The following is a 20,692-nucleotide window of genomic DNA, read 5'->3' on the forward strand; positions in this document are numbered from 1 at the left end:
ACCGTGGCCGCCGGAGCACGCGAGGCCGCATCGGCGTAGGCGGCCGCCAGATCCACCTTGGCCTGCGCCGCGACCGCGTCGGCCGCATGGATCGCACCGTTCACCGTCCCCGGCGGAAACCCGGTCACCGCCGTCCCCGGACTCAACCCCAGATCACCCGTGATGACCGTGGCACCGGTATTGGTGACCGTACTGCCCGCCAGAACCGCGAAGGCCCCCGCCGTACCCAGACCCACCGGCGCCACCACCGCACCCGCGGCACGAGGCGTCACCACGACACACCCGAACGCGACCAGCGCGGTGAGAACCCCCGCCAGCCAGGAACGGACGCCGTGTCGTCGCACGACACGAGAATTTTTACTGCTCGTCACCGAACAATCCTTTTCTTTTGGCATTTATCACGTCGGCGCATTGTCAATAACGCGCCGCAGCCTCCAATCCTATTAATCGCCATCTTCGTTATCGTTGTTCGACATGCCGGAGACTCGACCCCACACGTCATTTATCGCCATAAATAGAATTACCTGCGCCGCCGATGGAGATGGCGCTTCTTTCGGCGAGACCGATTTCCGGGGCCTCCCCCTCGAAAACGACGCGGCCGTCCCCTCGAAAACGGCGAGGCCGTGCGACGGCACGCCTCACCTCTGGTCCGGCCGCAGGTCGGCGACGCGCCGCTCTCCCGTCCCCCGGCGGCGGCGTGCGGAATTCCCCGGTCGCGCCCCGGCGGCGACCACCCGGAAAAGCCGAGAATCCCAGGCCGGCGAACCGGCCTGGGATTCTCGTCCAGGAAAGAGCGGGAGACCTCCGGGGCCCGCCTTCGCGGCCCCGGCGGCCTATCGGCCGTAGACCTCCAGCTCCCACAGGGAATAGCCGTACGGGGTCGCGCGCTGGGTGCCGTACACCCGCACGTAGCGGGCGCTGGTCGCGGTGAGGCTCACGTCGTCCACGCCGCCGTCACCGGTGGTCGTGGCGTGCGCCTGCGTCCAGGTGGTGCCGTTGGCCGAGGTCTCGATCCGGTACGCCCTGCCGTAGGCGGCCTCCCACTGCAGCCTCACCCGGCTGACCTGCCTGGCCGAACCCAGGTCCACCGAGATCCACTGCGGGTCCGAGAACGCCGACGACCAGCGGGTGCCGCCGTTGCCGTCCACCGCGTTGCTCCCGACGAACGCCCCGTTCTCCGTGGAGGAGGTCGTGACCGGACGCCCGGACGACAGCAGCACGACACCCGGGCTCGGCGTGGGCGTCGGGTTCGGGGTGGTCCCGCAGTCGCCCGAGACGACCCCGGCCGCGTAGCGGAGCCCGCCGTACAGGTGCGCCCGGAAGTTGGCCTCGGTGTAGGACGCGATGGTGTGGCCGAGGCCGGTGTACCAGGACCGGCCGCCCTGGTAGGCCTTGCACCAGGAGATCGGGTGGTCGGCCCCCATCGACCCGCCGGAGTAGGTCGACTCGTCCAGCGTGGCGAGCACGTGGGCGGTGGAGCGGGGGTTGGTGCGGTAGTTGTACAGCTCGTCGGTGCGCACCCAGTTCGCCGGGAGGTGGGCCGTCGAGGGGTGCGTGCGGTCCTCCACCCGTACGGTCACCTGCTGGATGGCGGGGTGGGAGGCGAAGTAGGCGCCGACGAGGTTGCCGTACCAGGGCCAGTCGTACTCGGTGTCGGCCGCGGCGTGGACGCCCACGTATCCGCCGCCGCCGGCGATGTAGGACTCGAACGCCGTCTGCTGCGTGGCGTTGAGCACGTCGCCGGTGGTCAGCAGGAAGACGACCGCCCGGTACTGGGCCAGGTTGGCCGTGGTGAAGGCGCCGGCGTCCTCGGTGGCGTCGACGGTGAAGCCGTTCTCTGTCGCCAGCCCGCGCAGCGCGGTGATGCCCGCGGGGATGGCGTCGTGCCGGAACCCGGCCGTCTTGGAGAAGACCAGGACCTTGTACGCCGGATCGGCCGCCAGGGCCGGAGCACCCAGACCGATCATGACGACGAACAACGCGGTGACAACCGCGATGATGTTACGCACCGTAGACCTCCATTTCCCAGAGGGAGTAGCCGTACGCGGTCGCGCGCTGGGTGCCGTACACCCGCACGTATCGAGCACTGGTCGCGGTGAGGCTCACGTCGTCCACGCCGCCGTCACCGGCGGTCGTGGCGTGCGCCTGCGTCCAGGTGGTGCCGTTGGCCGAGGTCTCGATCCGGTACGCCCTGCCGTAGGCGGCCTCCCACTGCAGCCTCACCCGGTTCACCTGCCTGGCCGAACCCAGGTCCACCGAGATCCACTGCGGGTCCGAGAACGCCGACGACCAGCGGGTGCCGCCGTTGCCGTCCACCGCGTTGGACCCCGCCGAGGCGGCGTTCTCCGTCGAGGACGCGGTGACCGGGCGCCCCGCCGACAGCAGCGTGCCGGTGGGCGGGCCCGTCCCGGTGGTCAGGGTGAAGTCGTCCACGTCGAACAGCGGGCCCGTCCCCCCGGCGAAGACCAGGAAGAGCCTGGTGGTCCCGGCCGGGGCGTTCGTCAGCGTGGCGGAGACGTCGACGAACGTCTCCCACCCGCCGGTCGGTGCCACGGTGGCGGTGCCCAGCAGGGTCCCGGTCGCCGACCCCGCCCTGACCTGGATCGTCCCACCGGCCCCGGCGGAGGAGACCCGGGCGGTGAACCTGGTGACACCGCTCAGGACGTAGGGGTCGAAGGAGATCCAGTCGCCGTTCTCGATGCTGCCCACGGTCTTCGCCCCGTGCGCGGCCGGCTTGTCGTACTGGGCCACCCCCTGGGAGGTGGTGTAGTGCTCGGCCTGCCGGTTCCTCGGCTGGGTGACGTGCTGGGTGTGGGTGGTGAGCCCGCCCGCGTCGGTGTACTCGGCGTCCCAGACCCCGAAGAGGTTGGCGGCCCCGTCGTGCTCGCCGTTGCCGGGCGTCTGGATCGTGCCCGAGCAGCCGTTGGCGGTGGCCATCGGGTGCCCGTGGGTGTCGTGGCCGAGGATGTAGGTCATCTTCACCTTCGCGCAGTCGATCGTCGCGTCCTCCGCGTCGGTGACCGTGATCCGGTACGGCACGGCGTCGCTGAAGCCGAACACCTGCCCGTTGAGCGGGAGGTCGATCCGCACGACGGGCGCGGTGTTGCCGACGTTGATCTCGATGTTGGCCGTCGCGGTGTTGCCGGTGCCGTCGCGCACGGTCAGCGTGACGATCCGCCTGCCGTCGGTGGTGTAGGTGTGGGTGGGGTTGGCCGCGGTGGAGGTGGCGCCGTCGCCGAACGCCCAGGAGTAGGTGAGCGCGTCGCCGTCGGGGTCGGAGCTGCCCGCCGAGGAGAACGCCACGGTCAGCGGCACCTTGCCGGAGACCTTGTCGGAGGTCGCCCTGGCGATGGGTGCCCGCCCGCCGGTGCCGATGTGCTCGATGCGGTACAGCGCCGAGTCCTGGTTGCCGTTGAACCAGCCGGTGCCGTAGTCGAGCACGTACAGGGCGCCGTCGGGGCCGAACGCCATGTCCATCACCAGCTTGCCCGACCAGGGGAAGGGCTGGATGGTGCCCCGGGTGCCGTCGGCGTTGACCTCGATGTCCTTGATCCACTGGCGCTGGAGCTCGCCGGCGAGGAAGTGCCCGTCGAGCGACTGCGGGAACTTGACCGGCGAGTTCAGCGCGGCGGAGTAGCGGTAGACGACGCCGCCCATCGGCGACTCGGCGCCGCAGCCGAACTCCGGCACCAGGGTGCAGCCGTCGTAGGTGATCCAGGCGGCCTTGGCCGCGGGCAGCTTGACCAGGCCGGTGTTCTTGCGCGAGGTGTTCTCGGGACCGCCCGCGCAGTCGTACTTCGCGCCGATCGCCGAGGTGTCGTAGTCGTAGCGGGCGTAGGTCTCGGCCGGGGTGTTGTTGCCGGTGCAGTACGGCCAGCCGAAGAAGCCGGGCCCGGTGATCCGGTTGAACTCGACCTGGCCGCCGGGCCCGCGGGGACCGGCGGTGCCGGCGTCGGGGCCGTAGTCGCCGAGGTAGACGACGCCGGTCGCCTTGTCGACGCTCATCCGGAACGGGTTGCGGAAGCCCATCGCGTAGATCTCCGGACGGGTGTTCGCGGTGCCCGGGGCGAACATGTTCCCGGCCGGGATCGAGTACGACCCGTCGGCGTTGACCTTGATGCGGAGCACCTTGCCGCGCAGGTCGTTGGTGTTGGCCGCGCCGCGCTGCGCGTCGAGCGCGGGGTTGCGGTTCGGCCTGTCGTCCAGGGGGGCGTAACCGTCGTTGAACCCGGGCTCGCTGTCGTCGCCGGTGGTCAGGTAGAGGTTGCCAGCGGCGTCGAAGTCGATGTCGCCGCCGACGTGGCAGCAGGCGCCGCGGCTCGCCCTCACCTCCAGGACGCTCTTCTCGCTCGCGAGGTCGAGGGTGCCGTCGGTGTTCAGCCTGAAACGCGAGAGCCGGTTGACGCCGTCGAAACGCGCGAACTCCGCCGGGGTGCCGTCGGGCGGGGAGCCGTTCGGCGGCGTCGACAGCGGCGGCGCGTAGTAGAGGTAGACGAACCGGTTCGTGGCGAAGCCGGGGTCGACGCCGATGCCCTGCATGCCCTCCTCGTCGTTGAAGTAGACGGAGAGCTTGCCCGACACCTTGGTGTTCCCGGCGGCGTCGGTGATCCGGACCGTGCCGTCGCGGGCGGTGTGCAGGACGGAGCGGTCGGGCAGCACCGCCATCGTCATGGGCTCTCCCACCTCGGCGACCCCCTTGGCCAGCGTGACCTGCTGGAACTTGGCGGGGTCGACGGGCGGGGCGGCCGCGCTCGCCGCGGCCGGGGCCGAGGTGGCGGCCGGGGCCGCGGCGGTGGCCGGGAGCGGGTGCAGGAGGGCGGTGAGAGTGAGGAGAGCGGTCAGGGGTGGTAACCATCGGCGGAGCGAGGCCATGGGCGAGACTCCAGGTCTCTGTGGGGGGTGGACCGGTGGTCAAGGTCTCGGGGCGGGGGCCCGGGGTCCCTGGAGGGGGACACCGGAAAAAGCTGAGGGAGCGCTCTCCCAACCCGAGATTGCTCTTGCTCGACAATCGTTGTCAAGGGGCTGTTTAACCTGACGGAAACAGCCGGCGCACCGCGATCGAACACCGGCACGTTTAAGGGAACGCTCCCTGGCGGTCTTTTGTACCGTGCCAGGCGCCGCTGACCTGGTCGAATCGGAATCTCTTCGAGGAAGCGTCTTCCCGATTCGTCCGGCACGTCGGCCGACCGGGCGGGGCCCACCGTTGACAGGAAACGCGAACGCAATCATCCTTCGTCAGGGAGCGCTCTCTTCATGATCGTCGACGAACCGCCGGCGGGGAGACGGCGGGGGCGGCGGGGGCGGCTCGGCCGAGGGGGCGGCGGTATCACGACCGTCTGCGCCGATGATCGTGACGTCGTTCCCGAAGCCGTGACCGGCGGGGGTTGCGCGGGGCGGGCCAGAACGGGATCTTGCAGGGGTAACCGATTTCCCCCTCAGGAGACGACAATGTTGCCCCTCCATATGCGTCGCCGGGAGTTCGATCCCGACCCCGGACTGGCCGCTGCCCGCGAGCAGCCGGGCCTGCAACGGGTCCCGACGCCCTACGGCCGCGAAGCCTGGCTGGTCACCCGGTACGACGACGTGCGTGACGTGCTCAGGAACGCCGAGCTGTTCAGCTACGCCAGCGGCATAACCCTGCCGCCCATGAGCGAGGAGCAGGCCAGGCGGCTACGCGCCGGTGCGCTGCTCCTGATGGACCCTCCCGACCACACCCGCCTGCGCCGCATGCTGACCCCCGAGTTCACGATGCGCCGCATCCGCCGCCTGGAGCCCCGCGTCCGCGAGATCGTCGCCGACCACCTGGACGCGATGGAACGTACCGGTGCCCCGGCCGACCTGATCTCCGAGTTCGCCACGCCGATCCCGTCGCTGGTGATCTGCGAGCTGCTGGGCGTGCCCTACGAGGACAGGGAGGCCTTCCAGGCGCGCACCCGGTCGATCCTCGACTTCAACCAGCCACCGGAGGCACGCGGGAAAGCCCAGATGGAAGCCTCCATGTACATGGCCGAGCTGGTCGGCCGGGCCCGGGCCGAACCGGGCGAGGACCTGCTCGGCATGCTCATCCGCGAGCACGGCGAGGGGATATCGGACGACGAGCTGGCCGGCATCGGCGGCCTGCTGCTGGTGGCGGGCCACGAGACGACGGCCAGCATGATCGGCCTGGGCACACTGGCCCTGCTGCGCCACCCGGACCAGCTCGACCTGGTGCGTGCCGCCCCGGACAAGGTCAAGGGCATGGTCGAGGAGCTGCTGCGCTGGCTGACGATCATCCACCAGGGCGCCACCAAGGTGGCCTCGGCCGACACAGAGATCGCGGGTGTGCCGATCGCGAAGGGCGACGTGGTGGTGGTCTCGCTCCCGGCCGCCAACCGCGACCCGGCCCTGGCCGAGGACCCCGACCGTTTCGACATCCAGCGGCCCGAAATGCCCCACGTCGCCTTCGGTTACGGCGCGCACCACTGCATCGGCGCGCCACTGGCCCGGATGGAGATGCAGATCGCCTTTCCTGCCTTGTTCGACCGGTTCCCCGGGCTGCGCGAGGCGGGGGAACCGGAGTTCCGTTCGTTCAATGTGGTCTACGGCCTGACGACCTTCCCTGTCGCCTGGTGACGCCCCGGCCCGCTCGGCCGCCCGGCTGAGCGGGCACGTCAGTCGCCGGCCGGCGCGGAGGCCTCCAGGGCGGGGACGCCGTTCCTGAGGTTGACCGGCCGGTGGGCCCGGAACCGGTCGTCCGGCTTCAGGACGCCAAGCGCACCTCCTACTGGGCCTACCGGCAGCGTTCCGGCTACGGCACCGACCACCGCGTCGTCAAACACGGCCTCACCACCGGCACCCGGTTCCGCGCCTGCCGCCTGGTGAGGATCCGTTGATCCGGGCCGTCCACTGATCCGAAACAGGAGCCCGGTCACACCCGTGACCGGGCTCCTCGGCAGCCGGCGGCGTGGCCCGGCCGGTACAGGTACGCGTGGCCGGCCGATCCGACCACCGCCACGCGTCCGTGAGGGCGACACCGGTTCAGACTCGCCGTCGCCCAGGCCGAGCCGATTGTCGGTGTCGTCTGGTTGTGTGAGCGGCACAGATCACCGGGCCGGTCATGAGAGGTGGCGACGGACGTTGAAGGGTCAGCGGCTTCCCGCGGAGGACGAGAAACGTTTCTGGGACTTGGTGGAGGCGGCCTGGGCGCCGCTGGGAGCGGAGGTCGATCAGGCACGACGTGCGCTGGCGCATCGGACGCCCGCTCCCGACGAGGACCTTCACGGCAAGCCGCCGCTCGCCGTGGTCGAGGCCGCTCTGAAGAGGTTCCTGGACAACCTCGCCTCCATCAGCGAGGAATTGCCGGCGGACGAGCTGGCGAATCTTGATCGGGTGGTCGAGAGCAGGCTCTACGACATCGACCGCGCGGACATCCACGCGGTCACCGACGGCTCCGACGACGGTTTCCTCTATGCACGCGGCTTCATCGTCGCGCTGGGCCACGACTTCTACACCGCGGTGGCGGAGAACCCGAAGAAGGCGGTGCTGGACGCCGAGTGCGAGGAGATGTGCTACTTCTTCGCCCACCTGCACCGCGAGCGCCACGGAGCCTTCCCGAAGACCGGGTCGGGCATCTCCCGCGAATCGTTTTCGAACACGGCCGGCTGGTCCGGCTGATCCGGTCCGGGCTCTCCGGTCCGCGCCCTCTGGGGCCGTCCGACCGGATCCGCCTCCAGGTCTCCCCACCACATCGAACGGCCGGGCCTGAACCGGTGCTCGAGGCGTACCCGACACCGGTCACCGGCCGGCCGGGTGGGGATCGGGGCAAAAAACAGACCAGCGCGTCCCGCGATGTGATCGGGAACGCGCTGGTCTGGATTGTTGTGCGCCGCCAGGGACTCGAACCCCGGACCCGCTGATTAAGAGTCAGCTGCTCTAACCAACTGAGCTAGCGGCGCTTGCAACGGAGGTAACTCTAGCAGCAGCTTCAGCGCGCTCGCACCTCGGTTGATCCCGGCCGGCTCCTGTCCGTTTTCCGGAGAAACCGGGCCGGGTTTTCCGGAGAAACCGGGCCGGCCGGACGCCGTCCGGTCCTCCACAGACTCGGGGCCGGACAGTCCCCCAACTGTCCGGCCCCGGTCTCTTCGCGGGCTTTGCCGTCGTCTCCCCCAAGACTTCGGCGGCTCCGCTCAGGAACGCGATCCCCCTCGCGTTCTTATCCGGTGAAAAGTCTCTGCAACGCTCCCCCCGGGCTTCGCAGACCCCTCGACCTGCAACAACACTACCTAGCCAAATGTAACGGGCGCGTCATCCAAAGGTTGATTTTGCGCCTACACCCAACCTTGACCCGGTATCACCGAAGCGCCATCGGCCCCCTGCGGACATGCGGGAAAACGCCGTCGAGGTGGTGATCGCATCGATCCGGGCTCGCGGGCGCGTTGGTTCCGGGCGCCCGCCGGGGCCCGTCGGCCGTTCCGGCCCGGATCGGTGTGGTCACCGGGTTTCCGGTCGGTGTGGTCACCGGGTTTCCGGCCGGGGCGCGGGTGCCCGGCGAGTGCCGTCAGCGAGGTTCCGGCGGGACCCTCGGCAGAACGGGACCGTCAGGGGAGTTCGAGGTCGATCTCCATGTTGTCCCTCAGAGCCCGGCTCACCGTGCAGTACTTCTCCTCGACGCGGTGGGCCACGGCACGGAGGACCTCGGCGGCCTTCTCGTCACCCTCGGGCAGCTCCACGTCGTAGGTGATGGTGATCGTCCCCAGCCTGGACGACTCGACCTTCTCCGCCTGGACGGTCATCGCCAGGCGGGTCATCCGATGGCCGCGCTGGGCCGTCAGCGGCTCCACGGTGACGATGTTGCAGCCGCCGAGCGCCGCGAGCAGCAGCTCGACCGGGGTGAACACCCCCTGCTCGTCACCGCCGCCCATGGCGACCTCGGCTCCGCGATCGTTGCGCGCCACGAACCCGTCGTCGGTCCGCTCCACTCTCACCTGTGCCATGGCGTTCCTCCCCCTGAATCTGCGGATCACCCTACAGAGGCCCGCGAAGGGAGGAACGCCCGGGTGAGGGCGGGAACGAGGCCCGCCTCAGGCCTCTGGGTGTTTGGACAGGTATTCGATGTAGAACGGCCGCAGCGCCTCGCCCAGCTCCCCGTGGCCCGAGGCCATCGCGTCGCTGAGCAGGGCCGAGACCCGGCTGAGGTCGTTGGTCGTCTGATCCTCGTTCCCCGCGGACGCCTCCGCCGCGGGGATCAACGTGAGCAGCTCCCACAGGAAGCCGAGATCTCCGTGGTGCACGGCGTAGTGGACCGCGCGATCATGCAGTTCCTGGGCCGACAGCGACTCAAGCTCGTCCGTTTCCAACAGACCCACCCCCTCACGCCCCTTCTGCCCCGAGAATATGGCCATCATGCGCAATTGAGGGTATGCACCGTCAGTGCACCAGCCGGACCACCATCTTTCCGGTGTTGGCCCCGCGGAGCATGTCGATGAACGCCCGCGGGGCGTTCTCCAGGCCGTCGACCACGGTCTCGGTGAAGGTGATCTTGCCCTCGCGGAGCCAGGCGCCCACCTCGGCGATCATGTCGGGCAGGCGCTCCGGGTGGTCGGACACGATGAATCCGCGCAGGGTGAGCCGCTTTCCCACGACCAGGCCGATGTTCCTCGGGCCCGGGACCGGCCCGGTGGCGTTGTAGGAGGAGATCGACCCGCACATCGCGGCCCTGCCGTACGTCCTCAGCTCGTCGATGGCCGCCTCCAGGTGCTCGCCGCCGACGTTGTCGAAGTAGACGTCGATCCCCCCGGGGGCGGCCCTGGCGAGTTGCTCGTGGATCTCGCCGTCGCGGTAGTTGAAGGCGGCGTCGAAGCCGAGGTCGCGGATCAGGTGGGCCACCTTCTCCCGTGACCCGGCGCTGCCCACCACGCGCGAGGCCCCCTTCAGCCGGGCGATCTGCCCGGCCATGCTGCCCACCGCCCCCGCCGCGCCGGACACGAACACCGCCTCCCCGTCCTCGAAGCGGGCGATGTCGAGCAGGCCCACGTACGCGGTGAGGCCGGTCATGCCCAGCGCGCCCAGGTAGGCGGAGAGGGGTACTCCGGGGATCTCCTCGACCTTGCGAGCCTCCTTCGCGTCGAGGACGGCGTACTCGCGCCAGCCGTACCTGTGGGTGACGGTGTCTCCGGGCGCGAGGCCGGGCGCGCGTGACGCGACGACCTCACCGAGCGCGCCGCCGTCGAGGGGCTCGCCGATCTGGAAGGGCGGGGTGTAGGACTTGCCCTCGTTCATGCGCCCCCGCATGTACGGATCGACGCTCATGAAGAGGTTGCGGACGAGGATCTCCCCTTCGGCGGGGGCGGGCAGCTCGGCCTCCACCGTTTCGAAGTTCTCCGGAACCGGCCACCCCGAGGGCCGCGACACGAGCCGGATCTCCCTGGAGACCGTGCGTCCCTCCCCACGCGGCGCACGACCGGTGGTCCTCGCTCCCGGGCCGGGCCCCGTTCCCTGGCCGGGCCCCGTTCCCGGAGCGGGTCCTGTTTCCGGGTCGGGGCCGGGACCGGGACCGGGCCGGGGAGGGGGACCGGGCTTGGGGGGACCTGGCTTCGGCGGGGGGCCGGGCTTGGGGGGCGGGCCGGGTTTGGGGACGGAATGGGCCTCGGTTCCGGTTCCGGGCGCTGTGCCGGCTCCGGCGGACGGCTTCTCCGGTCGGCCGGTGAATGATCGGGCGTTGGACATGATGAGGTCCCCTCGGCGATTCGTGCTCCTCACCTGGGACTTTCTCATCCGGCGGCGTTTCTCCACGGCGGGGAGCGGCGCACCTGACATGATCTCGCCACTTTCATGACCGCATACGGTCACGGATGCGAAACTTTCCGCGGCAGCCGGGCCGGCTCACCGTCCCGGCGATCGTGGCGGCCGCCGCGTCCTCGTCGCCCCAGGTGACCGGACCGGTGGACACGCGACCGACCGAAAAATCACCTGTTATGCGTATATATCCACACCGAGGGCGTAAATCTATCGTCCGTCCGGCTATCCATGCGAGGATCCCGAAACGTGAAAGTAATCATCAAGATATTGGTCGTGGCAGCCGCTCTGTGGGCGGCGACCCGGTTCGTGGACGGCATCACGGTGTCCGCGCGGACCCCGGTCAAGGAGATCGGCACGCTCATCGCCGTCGCCTTCGTCTTCGGGATCGTCAACGCGGTCCTGAAGCCGATCATCGCGACGCTCGGCTGCGCCTTCTACATCCTCACGCTCGGCCTGTTCGCCCTGGTGGTCAACGCCGGGCTGCTGCTGCTGACCAGCTGGATCGCCGGCGAGCTCTCGCTGCCCTTCCATGTCGAGGGCTTCTGGGCCGCGTTCTGGGGCGCGATCGTCATCGGTCTGGTCAGCTGGCTGCTCGACCTGATCCTCGACAAGATCGTCGGCGACTGAGCCGATGACCGTCGTCCTTGACGGCGCCCACCTGACCTGCGAGCAGGTCGACCGGGCGGCCCACGGCTCCGGGATCGCGCTGGGCTCCACCGGCCGCGCGGAGGCGGCATGGCGGATGGCCGGTCTGCTCAACGGTCCCGTGTACGGCCGGACCACCGGCGTGGGCGCCAACAAGGACGTGGCGGCCGAGGACACCGGCCTGGACCTGCTCCGCAGCCACGCGGGCGGCGCCGGACCGGTGATCGAGGCGTTCCGCGCCCGCGCCACCCTCGTGGTCCGCCTCAACCAGCTGCTCGCCGGCGGCTCGGGGGTCGATCCCGCGCTCCTGCCGGTGCTCGCCGCCGCCGTCAACCGCGGTCTCACCCCGCCGATCCGCACCTACGGCGCCATCGGTACCGGCGACCTGACCGCCCTGGCCACGACCGCGCTCTGCCTCCTGGGCGAGTTTCCCTGGACCTCGCCCTCCGAGGACGTACGGACCGGGGCGCGGACCGGGAATCCCCCGTCCGCGAGCGGAGTCGGGAGCACGGCCGGGAGCGGAGCGGGAAGCGCGGGAGGCGGCCCGCCGGGGACGCGGGCGGGAGATCCGGTACCCAGGTTCGCGCTCGCCTCCGGTGACGCGCTGCCGTTCATCAGCTCGGGCGCGGCGACCCTGGCGGACGCCGCGCTGGCCTGTCACCGCCTGGGCGTCCTGCTGTCCGCCGCCACCGCGGTCGCGGCCCGCTCCTTCCGGGCGATCGAGGCCTCGCTCGAACCGCTCTCCCCCGTCGTGCAACGCGGCCCCGAGCAGACCGAGGTCGCGACCGGGCTGCGGGCCCTGGTCGGCTCCACCAGCCCGCGCCGCGTCCAGGACCCGTACGGCTACCGCGCCTTCCCGCAGGTCCACGGGGCCGTCCTCGACGCTCTCGGGCGGGCGGAGCGGACGATCGCCGAGGAGATGAACGCGGCCCCGGAGAACCCGCTGATCGCCGACGGCCGGGCCTGGCACAACGGCAACTTCCACTCGGCGCGGGTCGCGCTCGCCCTCGACGCCCTGCGGGCCGCGCTCGTGCAGACCGCGACGCTGAGCGCCGCCAGGCTCGCCACCCTGAACGATCCGGCCCACACGGGCCTGCTCCCCTTCCTGGCCGAACGTCCCGGGCTGTCCGGGGTCATGATCCTCGAATACGTCGCGCACTCCGCGCTGGGTGAGCTGCGCCACCTGGCCGCGCCGGTCACCCTGGGCGGCGCGGTGCTCTCCCTGGGCACCGAGGACCACGCGAGCTTCACCCCGCAGGCGGCCCGCTCCGCGCTCGCCGCCGCCGAACCGCTGGAGATCGTCCTGGCGTGCGAGCTGGTGGCCTCCGTACGGGCCCTGCGGCGGCGCGGCCTGCCCTGCGACCTGCCGCTCGATCCCGCGATGGAGGACCGCCCCCTGGACGCCGACCTCGACGCGGCACGCGGGCTCCTGCCCGGCCTCGTTCCCTGAGACCCGCGAGTCAGCCGACCGAGCCGCGCTCGCGGAGCTGGGGTGCCTGGACGATGCGGCGGCGGCGCGTGTTGCCGTCGGCGGCCGCCACGACGATGCGGACGGCGGCCCGGACGATGCCGTCGATGTCCCAGTCGACCGTGGTCAGGCCGGGGGTGAGCAGGCCCGACATGGGATGGTCGTCGTAGCCCATCACCGACACCTCGAACGGGATGCCCAGCTTCCGCTCGGCCGAGGCCGCGTAGACGCCGTAGGCGATCGAGTCGGCGAAGCAGAAGAACGCCCGGTGGCCCGCGTCGAGCATCTCGCCCGCGACCTGGGTGGCGGTGCCCAGCGACTGCGAGGCGGTGACCATCTCGATGTCCAGGCCCAGCCGCCCGGCCTCGGCCAGGACGTGCACGTCGGCGGGCCGGTCGGGGGTGCTGGCGCGCGTCGAGGTGAGGACGGCCAGGCGCCGGTGACCCCGCCGGCGCAGATGCTCCAGGGCGAGGGTCACCCCGGCGCGGTTGTCGAAGACGACCTCGCCCGCGGTGCGCGCCCCGGCGAGGGCGTCGCCGATCGACACCACCGGCAGTCCCTCGCACAGGTCGGCCCAGAGCGGCGCCGCGGGGTCGACCGGCTGCACGATCAGCGCGTCCACCCGCTGGTCACGGAGCTGCCTGGCGAGCGTGTGCTCCCTGGCCGGGTCTCCCGCGGCGTCCAGGATCAGGGCGTAGCGGTCGTTGTCCTTGAGTGCGCGGCCGATGCCGACGGCCAGCGCCTGCTGCCAGAGGTCCTCCAGGGAGCCGCAGAGCAGGCCGATCATCCCGGTCCGGCCGCTGGCCAGGGCGCGGGCGATGGGGTCGGCCTCGTAGCCGAGCTCGGCCGCGGCCCGCCGCACCCGCTCGATGGTCTCCTCCGACACCTGCATGCCGCGCAGGGCGTACGAGACGGCGGCGGGCGACAGACCGGTGGCCTTCGCCACCTCACGTATGGTCGCTCGTTTCCGGGGCTGGGGCATCGGACCAGCCTATTCCCCGGGGCTTTCGAAGGCGCGCTCCCCGCGCGATCGGCGGCGTCGCGAGCCATCGGGAGGTATTGACACGAAGCTAGGTGAAGCGGTTCACTGAAACGGTTCACTGAACCGTGTCACTGTTGAATGTGGCGAGGTGGAGGCGTTTACCCCTATTCTAGGTAGGGAATACCTCGAAGGCGTGAAAGGAGGGGACCCGTCGTGACCGTCGACGTTCACCAGCATCTGTGGACGCCCGCGTTCGTGGACGCGTTCAGACGTCGCACGACCGCGCCCCGGCTCGACGGCTGGACCCTCCACCTGGACGGCGAGCCCGCCTACGAGGTCGACCCCGCCGACCACGACCTCGCCGGGCGCCTCGCGCTGAACGCGGGGCTCGATCTGGCCCTCGTGTCACTGTCCAGCCCGCTCGGCATCGAGTCGCTGCCCCCCGACGAGGCGTGGCCGATCATCGACGCCTACCACGAGGACGCCCTCGCGCTGCCCGCGCCCTTCGGCGCCTGGGCGGCGACCTGCCTCAGCGAGGTCGATCCCGCCAGGCTCGCCAAGACCCTCGACGCGCGAGACGGCGTGCGGAACGACGCGAAGGACGGCGGGGCGAAGGGCGACGGCGGGGCGGGGGGCGTGAGGCCGGGATTCGCCGGGCTCCAGCTGCCCGCGACCGCCGTGCGCGACGCCGCGGGCCTGGCCGGGGTCGCCCCGCTGCTCGACGTGCTCACCGAGCGCGACCTGCCGCTCTTCGTGCACCCCGGACCGGCCGCCGAGCCCGAGGGGCCCGGCTGGTGGCCCGCCGTCGTGCCGTACGTGCAGCAGATGCATGCCGCGTGGTACGCCTTCGCCGCCTTCGGCCGGGCCCGCCACCCCCGCCTGCGGGTCTGCTTCTCGCTGCTCGCCGGGCTGGCCCCGCTCCACTCCGAGCGCCTGGCCAACCGGGGCGGCGAGGGCCGGGGACAGGTCGATCCCGACCTGTTCCTGGAGACCTCCTCCTACGGCCCGCGCGCCATCGACGCCGTCGTCCGCGAGCTCGGCGTCGACATCGTGGTCAGCGGTTCCGACCAGCCCTACGCCACCGCACCCGACCCCGCGCTCGGCGACGCCGCCTGGCACGCCATCGCGGTCACCAACCCGAACCGCCTGCTGAACGGAAAGGAGTCGCGCAAGTGAACCAGTACCAGGGCCGCGAGAGCTGTGTGCTCCCGGCGAAGAGAGCCGTGAGCGAGCGGCGCGCACGAGCCGCCGGGCCCGCCGACCGCGCCCGTCGCGCCCGTCGTGCCGGTCACGCAGGTCACGCAGGACCGGACGAGTCCGGCGAGCTCGCCGGGCGAGTGGCCGCCGCGGGCTCCGGGCCGTTCGGCGGTGAGACCTCATGAGCTACGAGGCCCTGCCCGCCCGCGCCCTCGACCGGCGCGAGCTCCTCGACCTGGTCAACGAGCTGGCCGCCGACCCGTCCACCTGGCAGGACCAGGTGGAGTTCCCCGAGGAGGGCGGGCGCCACTTCGCCTCCCTCTACCGCGACTCCCACGTGGACGTCTGGCTGCTGTGCTGGCGTCCCGAGGACGACACCGGCTGGCACGACCACGACACCTCCTCCGGGGCGGTCCGCGTGGTGGCCGGGACGCTCCTGGAGTGCAACCCCCGCATCGGCGGCGAGCACCTGGAGACCGTGATCTCGGAGGGCGAGTCCTTCTCCTTCGGCCCCGACCACATCCACCGGCTGACCGGCGCGGTGCACGGCAGCGTCTCGATCCACGCCTACTCGCCGCCGCTGTGGCGCCTGGGCCAGTACTCCATCAGCGACAGCGGCGTGATGCGCCGCGTCTCGGTGAGCTACGCCGACGAGCTGCGCCCCATGGACGACGCCGAGCGGATGGTCGAGGTCGCCTGACTGGCACGGCTTCCGTTGAAAATTTGACAGAAAGTCATCCCGGACCGTTGCCGGATTTGATCAAAAACGCTTTGATCAAATCTGGTAACGGAAGGGGACCTGTGAACATCCCGACGATCGTCCGCGGCTCGCTGGCAGCCTTATGCCTTCTGGTTGCGAGCGCGTGTGCGAACGCCGACACCGGCAGCACCCCCGCGACGGGCTCCGGCGCGCCGTCCGCGCCCGCGGCGGCCACGAAAATCACCTATCTGACCTCGTTCAACGTCTTCGGGCGCGACGCCTACGCCTACGTCGCCCTGGAGAAGGGATATTTCAGGGACGCCGGGTTCGACGTCACCATCAGGCCCGGCAACGGCACCGCCGACTCCCTCAAACTGATCGCGAGCGGCCAGGCCGACTTCGGGATCACCGACCTGACCGGCTCCATCGTCACTCTCGCGGGGCAGAAGATGCCGGTCACCGGGGTGGCGGCGATCCAGCAGCGGTCGCTCACCGCCGTCATCGCCCTTGAGGGCTCGGGCATCGCCGCGCCCAAGGACCTGGAGGGCAAGAAGATCGCCGACCCGCCCGGCTCGGCCGTGAAGCTCGTCTTCCCCGCGTACGCCAAGGCCGCCGGGATCGACCCGGCCAAGGTCACCTTCGTCCCCGCCCCGCCGCCGTCGCTCCCGCAGCTGCTGTCCTCGGGCAAGGTCGACGCCATCGGCCAGTTCGTGGTGGGCAGGCCGACCATCGAGCAGGCGGCCCAGGGACGCAAGGCCGTGGTCCTGCCGTACAGCGATCACGTCAAGGAGATGTACGGCAACATCCTCACGACCACCGCGAAGATGGCGGCCGAGAAGCCCGAGGTGGTGACGAGGTTCAGGGACGCCCTGCTCAAGGGGCTGGAGTACGCCGTCGACAACCCCGACGAGTCCGGAAAAATCCTGAACAAGTATCACCCGACCCAGAACCCGGTCACCGCGGCCGCGGAACTGAAGGAGATGGCCGCCTTCGTACGGCCGTCGGAGGCCGGGGTGCCCGTGGGGGCGCTGGACGAGAGCCGCCTGGCCGCCGTCATCGCCATCCTCGAGGACGCGAAGGTGATCGAGCCCGGTTTCAAGCCCTCCGACATCGTCACCTTCGGCCTGGCCCCCGGATCCTGACGTGATCGAAATATCGGATCTGTCCTGCGTGTTTCCCGGCAGGGCCGGACCGGTGACCGCGCTGGAGGGGATCGGCCTGCGGGTGCGCGAGCACGAGTTCGTGGCGGTGATCGGGCGTTCGGGCTGCGGGAAGTCGACGCTCCTGCGGCTGATCGCCGGTCTCATCCCGGCGACCGGCGGGGAGGTGCGGGTCGCGGGAGAGCCGGTGACCGGGCCCCGCCCCGACGTCAGCCTCATGTTCCAGCGGCCCGCCCTGCTCCCGTGGCGGACGGTCCTCGGCAACGTGCTGCTGCCCGTGGAGTTCCTCGGCAGGTCGAAGGCCGCCCATCTCGGCCGCGCGCGCGAGCTGCTGCGCGTGGCCGGGCTGGAGGGGTTCGAGAAGCGGCTCCCGCACGAGCTGTCGGGCGGCATGCAGCAGCGGGTGGCCCTGTGCCGGTCGCTGATCTGCGAGCCGAAGGTCATGCTCATGGACGAGCCGTTCTCCGCGCTGGACGCGCTCACCCGCGAGGAGCTCTCCGCCGAGCTCCAGCGGATCCGGGCGGAGAGCGCCGCCACGGTCGTCCTCGTCACCCACTCCATCGAGGAGGCGGTACTGCTCGCGGACCGGGTCGTGGTGCTCAGCCCGCGGCCCGGCCGGGTCCGGGAGATCGTGGAGATCGACGTACCCCGGCCGCGATCCCTGGGCCGCGACGCCCACGCGGAGCGGCTGGCCGGGTACGGCGCGGAGCTGCGCTCCCTGCTCGCCGAGCCGCTCGGCGAGCGGACCGGCGAACAGGCCGGCGAGCGGTTCGACGGACAGGCCGGCGGACGGGCCGGTGGACAGAGCGGTGAACGGGCCGGTGGGCCGGCTCCGGGCTCGCCCGGGGAACCGACGGGGAGAACCGCCCGATGAGGGTCTGGGTGCTTCCCGCGGCCGGCGCGGCACTGACCGTGGCGGCCTGGTGGCTGGCCACGATCGCCTTCGGCATCGCGCCGTACGTCCTGCCCGCGCCTCCCGACGTGCTCGCCGTCTTCGGTGAGCACGGCGGCTACCTGCTCGACCAGACCTGGGTGACGCTGGTGGAGACGCTGCAGGGGTACGCGCTCGCCGTGGTGGCGGGAGTGCTGATCGCGGTCCTGATCGCCACGTTCCGGATCGTCGAGGAGAGCGTCTACCCGCTGCTGATCGCCGTGAACGCGGTGCCCAAGGTGGCCGTCGCGCCGATCCTGGTCGTGTGGATGGGGTTCGGCCAGCTCCCCAAGGTGGTGATGGTCTTCCTCGTCTGCTTCTTCCCCATCGTGATCTCCACGGCCACCGGCCTGCGGTCCACCCCGGCGGAGTTCGTCGAGCTGAGCAGGTCGCTCCGGGCGAGCTGGTGGCGCCTGTTCCTCCAGGTGCGCTTCCCGCACGCCCTGCCGCAGATCTTCGTCGGGCTGAAGGTCGCGATCTCGCTGGCCGTCATCGGCGCGGTGATCGGTGAGTTCGTCGGCGCCCAGGAGGGGCTCGGCTACGTCATCGTCCAGTCCGGCGCGAGCGCGGACACCGCGCTCGCGTTCGCCGCGATGGTCCTGCTCGGCGTGATGAGCATCGCGCTGTTCTACGTCCTGGTCGCGATCGAGCACCTCCTGTTGCCGTGGGCGCGCGAGACCACCGCCTGAATCCGGCTCTCCCGGCAGGCACCGCCACATCATCCGAGTCGACACGGAGGTATCCGATGAGTGATCCAGAAGCGGGCGAGACCGGGCTGGGCCCGGTGGGCCAGCACATCGTCTTCGAGAACGAGCTGGTCAGGGTATGGCAGATCGAGCTGGAACCGGGCCAGACCCAGCCCCTGCACCGGCACGACCACCCGTACCTCGTCATCGCGGTCGAGGAGGCCCTCAACGTCATCGAGACCGCCGACGGGCAGCTGATCGACGCGCCGGAGCCGCGCGGCTCGGTGATCTTCAGGGATCCGGGCGCGGTGCACAAGCTGACGAACGTGGGAGAGACGAGATACGTCTCGCGCCTGGTGGAGCTGAAGAATGGCTGACCGCCCGTCCATCGGCGAGCGGCCTGTCCCGCCCCCCGGCGAACGTCCCGCACCACCCCCCGGCGGACGTCCCGCACCGGCACCCGACGAGCGGCCCCTGCCGGCCGGCGACGGGCGGCCCGCTCCGGTCGTCGTGGCCGGCGCGGGGCCCGTGGGGCTCATCACCGCGCTCGGACTCGCCCACCACGGCCTCCCGGTCGTGGTGCTCGAGGAGGACGAACGGCTGTCCCCGGACACCAAGGCCGGCTCGCTGCTCACCCGCAGCCTGGAGATCCTGCACCGGTACGGGGCGCTGCCCCCGGTGCTGCGCGCCGCGCTGCGCGTCGACGAGATCGGCGAGTTCGAGCGTGCCACGGGCCTGCCCAGGTTCCGGGTGCGTACGGACGCGCTGGCCGGGGACACCCGGTTCCCGTTCCTCGCCAACGTCCCGCAGCACCACCTGGAGCCGGTGCTCCGCGACGAGCTGGGGCGCAGGGCGCCCGGCGCCCTGCGCATGGGACACCGCGTGACCGGTTTCCGGCAGGACCCGGACGGGGTGGAGGTGACCGCCGAGACGGCCTCGGGGCGGCAGGTGATCCGCGGGTCGTTCCTGCTGGGCTGCGACGGCGGGCGGTCGTCCGTCCGGGGGGCGCTCGGCGTGACCGTCGAGGGCCGGACGCTGGAGGAGCGGTACGTGCTCGTCGACCTGGAGGTCGACCTCGACGTCGAGACCCCGCGCGACTATCCCTACCTGGGCTACTTCTCCGACCCGGAGGAGTGGGTGGTCGTGGTGCGCCTGCCGCACTGCTGGCGCTTCGTCTACCCGCTCAAGCCGGGCACGCCGGAACCGGACGAGGCGGAGCTGCGGGACAGGGCGCTGCGCTTCCTCGGGGAGGTGGGCCCCTCGCGGCTGGTCGGCTGCAACGTCTACCGCGTCCATCACCGGATCGCGAGCCGCTGGCGCGACCACCGGGTCTTCCTGCTCGGGGACGCCGCCCACCTGATCACGCCGATGTGGGCCCTCGGCCTCAACACCGGGGCGCTGGACACCTCCAACCTGGCGTGGCGCCTGGCGTGGGTGCTGCGGGGGTGGGCGGACGACCGGCTGCTCGACGGGTACGAGCGCGAGCAGCTCCCGGTGGCCTCCCTGGGCTCGGGCAAGATGGCCGAGGCGGCCCGCGCCGTCATGGGCCATCGCGGTGCGGACGTCACGGCCATGACGGAGGGCGGCTGGGGAACCGCCCAGACGCGCACGCTGCTGGGCGTGCGGCTCGACGTGGACGGCACCGGCGACTGGGGCATGGTCAAGACCGGTGACACCCCCGTGCCGGTGCGGGGCGGCGACCGCGCCCCGGACCTGCCGCTGTTCGGCCCCGCCGGGGAGGTCCACCTGCACGACCTGTGCGCGGACTCCTTCGTGGCGCTGTACTTCACCGACGCCCGGCGGGCTCCCCTGGTCCCGCCCCCCGACTCGCCCGCGCTGCGGCAGTACGTGGTCAGCAGGTGGGACGTGCCACCGGGCTCGGAGCTGCGCGACCGGCTCCTGCTCGACCCCGGCGAGCGGCTCCGCCTGCGGTTCGGCGTCCCCGAGGACACGCTGGTGCTGCTGAGGCCCGACGGGCACGTCGTCGCGATCAGGCCGTTCGCCCCCCGGGGAGGCGAGGGCCTCGCCGAGGACCTCTACACGGCCGTCACGGACAGGCCGCCGCCCGCCCCCTCCCCCGTACGCTAGCCGCGTTCCCGGCCCGCACGGGGTCCCGCCGTCGCGAGACCCCGTGCGGGCCGCCGGGC

General features: G+C 71.2%; 19 protein-coding genes and 1 tRNA gene. 12 read left to right on the top strand and 8 right to left on the bottom strand.

Annotated features, from left to right (window positions below):
• From AB0G15_RS19655 to AB0G15_RS19665, 3 genes are all read right to left on the bottom strand, one after another.
• A partial coding sequence (locus tag AB0G15_RS19655; RefSeq protein ID WP_362841496.1) for an ice-binding family protein occupies positions 1-395 on the bottom strand: 395 nt, incomplete at its 3' end.
• A gap of 438 nt (positions 396-833) precedes the next feature.
• Positions 834-2,009 (bottom strand): ThuA domain-containing protein, encoded by a 1,176-nt coding sequence (locus AB0G15_RS19660; RefSeq protein ID WP_362841499.1) that lies wholly within the window; start codon positions 2,007-2,009, stop codon positions 834-836.
• On the bottom strand, positions 2,002-4,872 hold the full coding sequence (locus AB0G15_RS19665; RefSeq protein ID WP_362841502.1) for a PQQ-dependent sugar dehydrogenase: 2,871 nt from the start codon (positions 4,870-4,872) through the stop codon (positions 2,002-2,004). The genes AB0G15_RS19660 and AB0G15_RS19665 overlap by 8 nt, the downstream gene beginning before the upstream one ends.
• Positions 4,873-5,448: 576 nt before the next feature.
• Here AB0G15_RS19665 and AB0G15_RS19670 point away from each other — a divergent pair.
• The 3 genes from AB0G15_RS19670 (at position 5,449) to AB0G15_RS19680 (ending at position 7,653) form a co-directional block, all read left to right on the top strand.
• Complete coding sequence (locus tag AB0G15_RS19670; RefSeq protein WP_362841505.1) at positions 5,449-6,612, top strand: cytochrome P450; 1,164 nt, start codon at positions 5,449-5,451, stop codon at positions 6,610-6,612.
• 101 nt (positions 6,613-6,713) lie between these two features.
• Entirely contained in the window at positions 6,714-6,872 is a 159-nt protein-coding gene (locus AB0G15_RS19675; protein WP_362841508.1) for a hypothetical protein, read from the top strand.
• 244 nt (positions 6,873-7,116) lie between these two features.
• Positions 7,117-7,653, top strand: coding sequence for a DUF4240 domain-containing protein (locus AB0G15_RS19680; RefSeq protein ID WP_362841510.1), 537 nt, complete (start codon positions 7,117-7,119; stop codon positions 7,651-7,653).
• A gap of 207 nt (positions 7,654-7,860) precedes the next feature.
• On the opposite strand, the gene AB0G15_RS19685 is transcribed toward AB0G15_RS19680, so the two are convergent.
• The 4 genes from AB0G15_RS19685 to AB0G15_RS19700 form a co-directional block, all read right to left on the bottom strand.
• Positions 7,861-7,934 (bottom strand) — tRNA-Lys (locus tag AB0G15_RS19685).
• Between the two features lie 642 nt (positions 7,935-8,576).
• Complete coding sequence (locus AB0G15_RS19690; RefSeq protein ID WP_362841513.1) at positions 8,577-8,972, bottom strand: OsmC family protein; 396 nt, start codon at positions 8,970-8,972, stop codon at positions 8,577-8,579.
• A gap of 87 nt (positions 8,973-9,059) precedes the next feature.
• Entirely contained in the window at positions 9,060-9,344 is a 285-nt protein-coding gene (locus AB0G15_RS19695) for a hypothetical protein (protein WP_329085017.1), read from the bottom strand.
• Positions 9,345-9,405: 61 nt separating this feature from the next.
• Positions 9,406-10,398, bottom strand: a complete 993-nt coding sequence (locus AB0G15_RS19700) for an NADP-dependent oxidoreductase (RefSeq protein WP_362841775.1) — start codon at positions 10,396-10,398, stop codon at positions 9,406-9,408.
• A gap of 624 nt (positions 10,399-11,022) precedes the next feature.
• On the opposite strand from AB0G15_RS19700, the gene AB0G15_RS19705 reads away from it, so the two are divergent.
• On the top strand, positions 11,023-11,403 hold the full coding sequence (locus tag AB0G15_RS19705; RefSeq protein ID WP_362841516.1) for a phage holin family protein: 381 nt from the start codon (positions 11,023-11,025) through the stop codon (positions 11,401-11,403).
• A 4-nt stretch (positions 11,404-11,407) separates the two neighbouring features.
• The gene (locus AB0G15_RS19710) at positions 11,408-12,871 is read left to right on the top strand and encodes an aromatic amino acid lyase (protein ID WP_362841519.1); all 1,464 of its coding nucleotides are present in this window, start codon (positions 11,408-11,410) and stop codon (positions 12,869-12,871) included.
• A gap of 10 nt (positions 12,872-12,881) precedes the next feature.
• Here AB0G15_RS19710 and AB0G15_RS19715 read toward each other — a convergent pair whose 3' ends face one another.
• Complete coding sequence (locus tag AB0G15_RS19715) at positions 12,882-13,835, bottom strand: LacI family DNA-binding transcriptional regulator (protein ID WP_362841521.1); 954 nt, start codon at positions 13,833-13,835, stop codon at positions 12,882-12,884.
• 249 nt (positions 13,836-14,084) lie between these two features.
• Here AB0G15_RS19715 and AB0G15_RS19720 point away from each other — a divergent pair, with 249 nt between their 5' ends.
• The 7 genes from AB0G15_RS19720 to AB0G15_RS19750 all read left to right on the top strand — a co-directional run bounded on the left by AB0G15_RS19720 (position 14,085) and on the right by AB0G15_RS19750 (position 20,633).
• Complete coding sequence (locus AB0G15_RS19720) at positions 14,085-15,047, top strand: amidohydrolase (protein WP_362841524.1); 963 nt, start codon at positions 14,085-14,087, stop codon at positions 15,045-15,047.
• A 202-nt stretch (positions 15,048-15,249) separates the two neighbouring features.
• Entirely contained in the window at positions 15,250-15,768 is a 519-nt protein-coding gene (locus AB0G15_RS19725; RefSeq protein WP_362693338.1) for a cysteine dioxygenase family protein, read from the top strand.
• A 101-nt stretch (positions 15,769-15,869) separates the two neighbouring features.
• Positions 15,870-16,910, top strand: coding sequence for an ABC transporter substrate-binding protein (locus AB0G15_RS19730; protein WP_362841527.1), 1,041 nt, complete (start codon positions 15,870-15,872; stop codon positions 16,908-16,910).
• 1 nt (position 16,911) lies between these two features.
• Positions 16,912-17,802, top strand: a complete 891-nt coding sequence (locus AB0G15_RS19735) for an ABC transporter ATP-binding protein (RefSeq protein WP_362841530.1) — start codon at positions 16,912-16,914, stop codon at positions 17,800-17,802.
• The gene (locus AB0G15_RS19740) at positions 17,799-18,548 is read left to right on the top strand and encodes an ABC transporter permease (RefSeq protein WP_362841533.1); all 750 of its coding nucleotides are present in this window, start codon (positions 17,799-17,801) and stop codon (positions 18,546-18,548) included. The genes AB0G15_RS19735 and AB0G15_RS19740 overlap by 4 nt, the downstream gene beginning before the upstream one ends.
• A 56-nt stretch (positions 18,549-18,604) precedes the next feature.
• Positions 18,605-18,922: a hypothetical protein gene (locus AB0G15_RS19745; protein ID WP_362841535.1), complete on the top strand. Its 318-nt coding sequence runs from the start codon at positions 18,605-18,607 to the stop codon at positions 18,920-18,922.
• Positions 18,915-20,633, top strand: a complete 1,719-nt coding sequence (locus AB0G15_RS19750) for an FAD-dependent monooxygenase (protein WP_362841538.1) — start codon at positions 18,915-18,917, stop codon at positions 20,631-20,633. Before AB0G15_RS19745 ends, AB0G15_RS19750 begins: the two co-directional genes overlap by 8 nt.
• Positions 20,634-20,692 lie beyond the last annotated feature (59 nt).

It is taken from the genome of Streptosporangium sp. NPDC023825 (assembly GCF_040639575.1).
In the GTDB taxonomy this organism is placed as follows: Bacteria; Actinomycetota; Actinomycetes; order Streptosporangiales; family Streptosporangiaceae; genus Streptosporangium.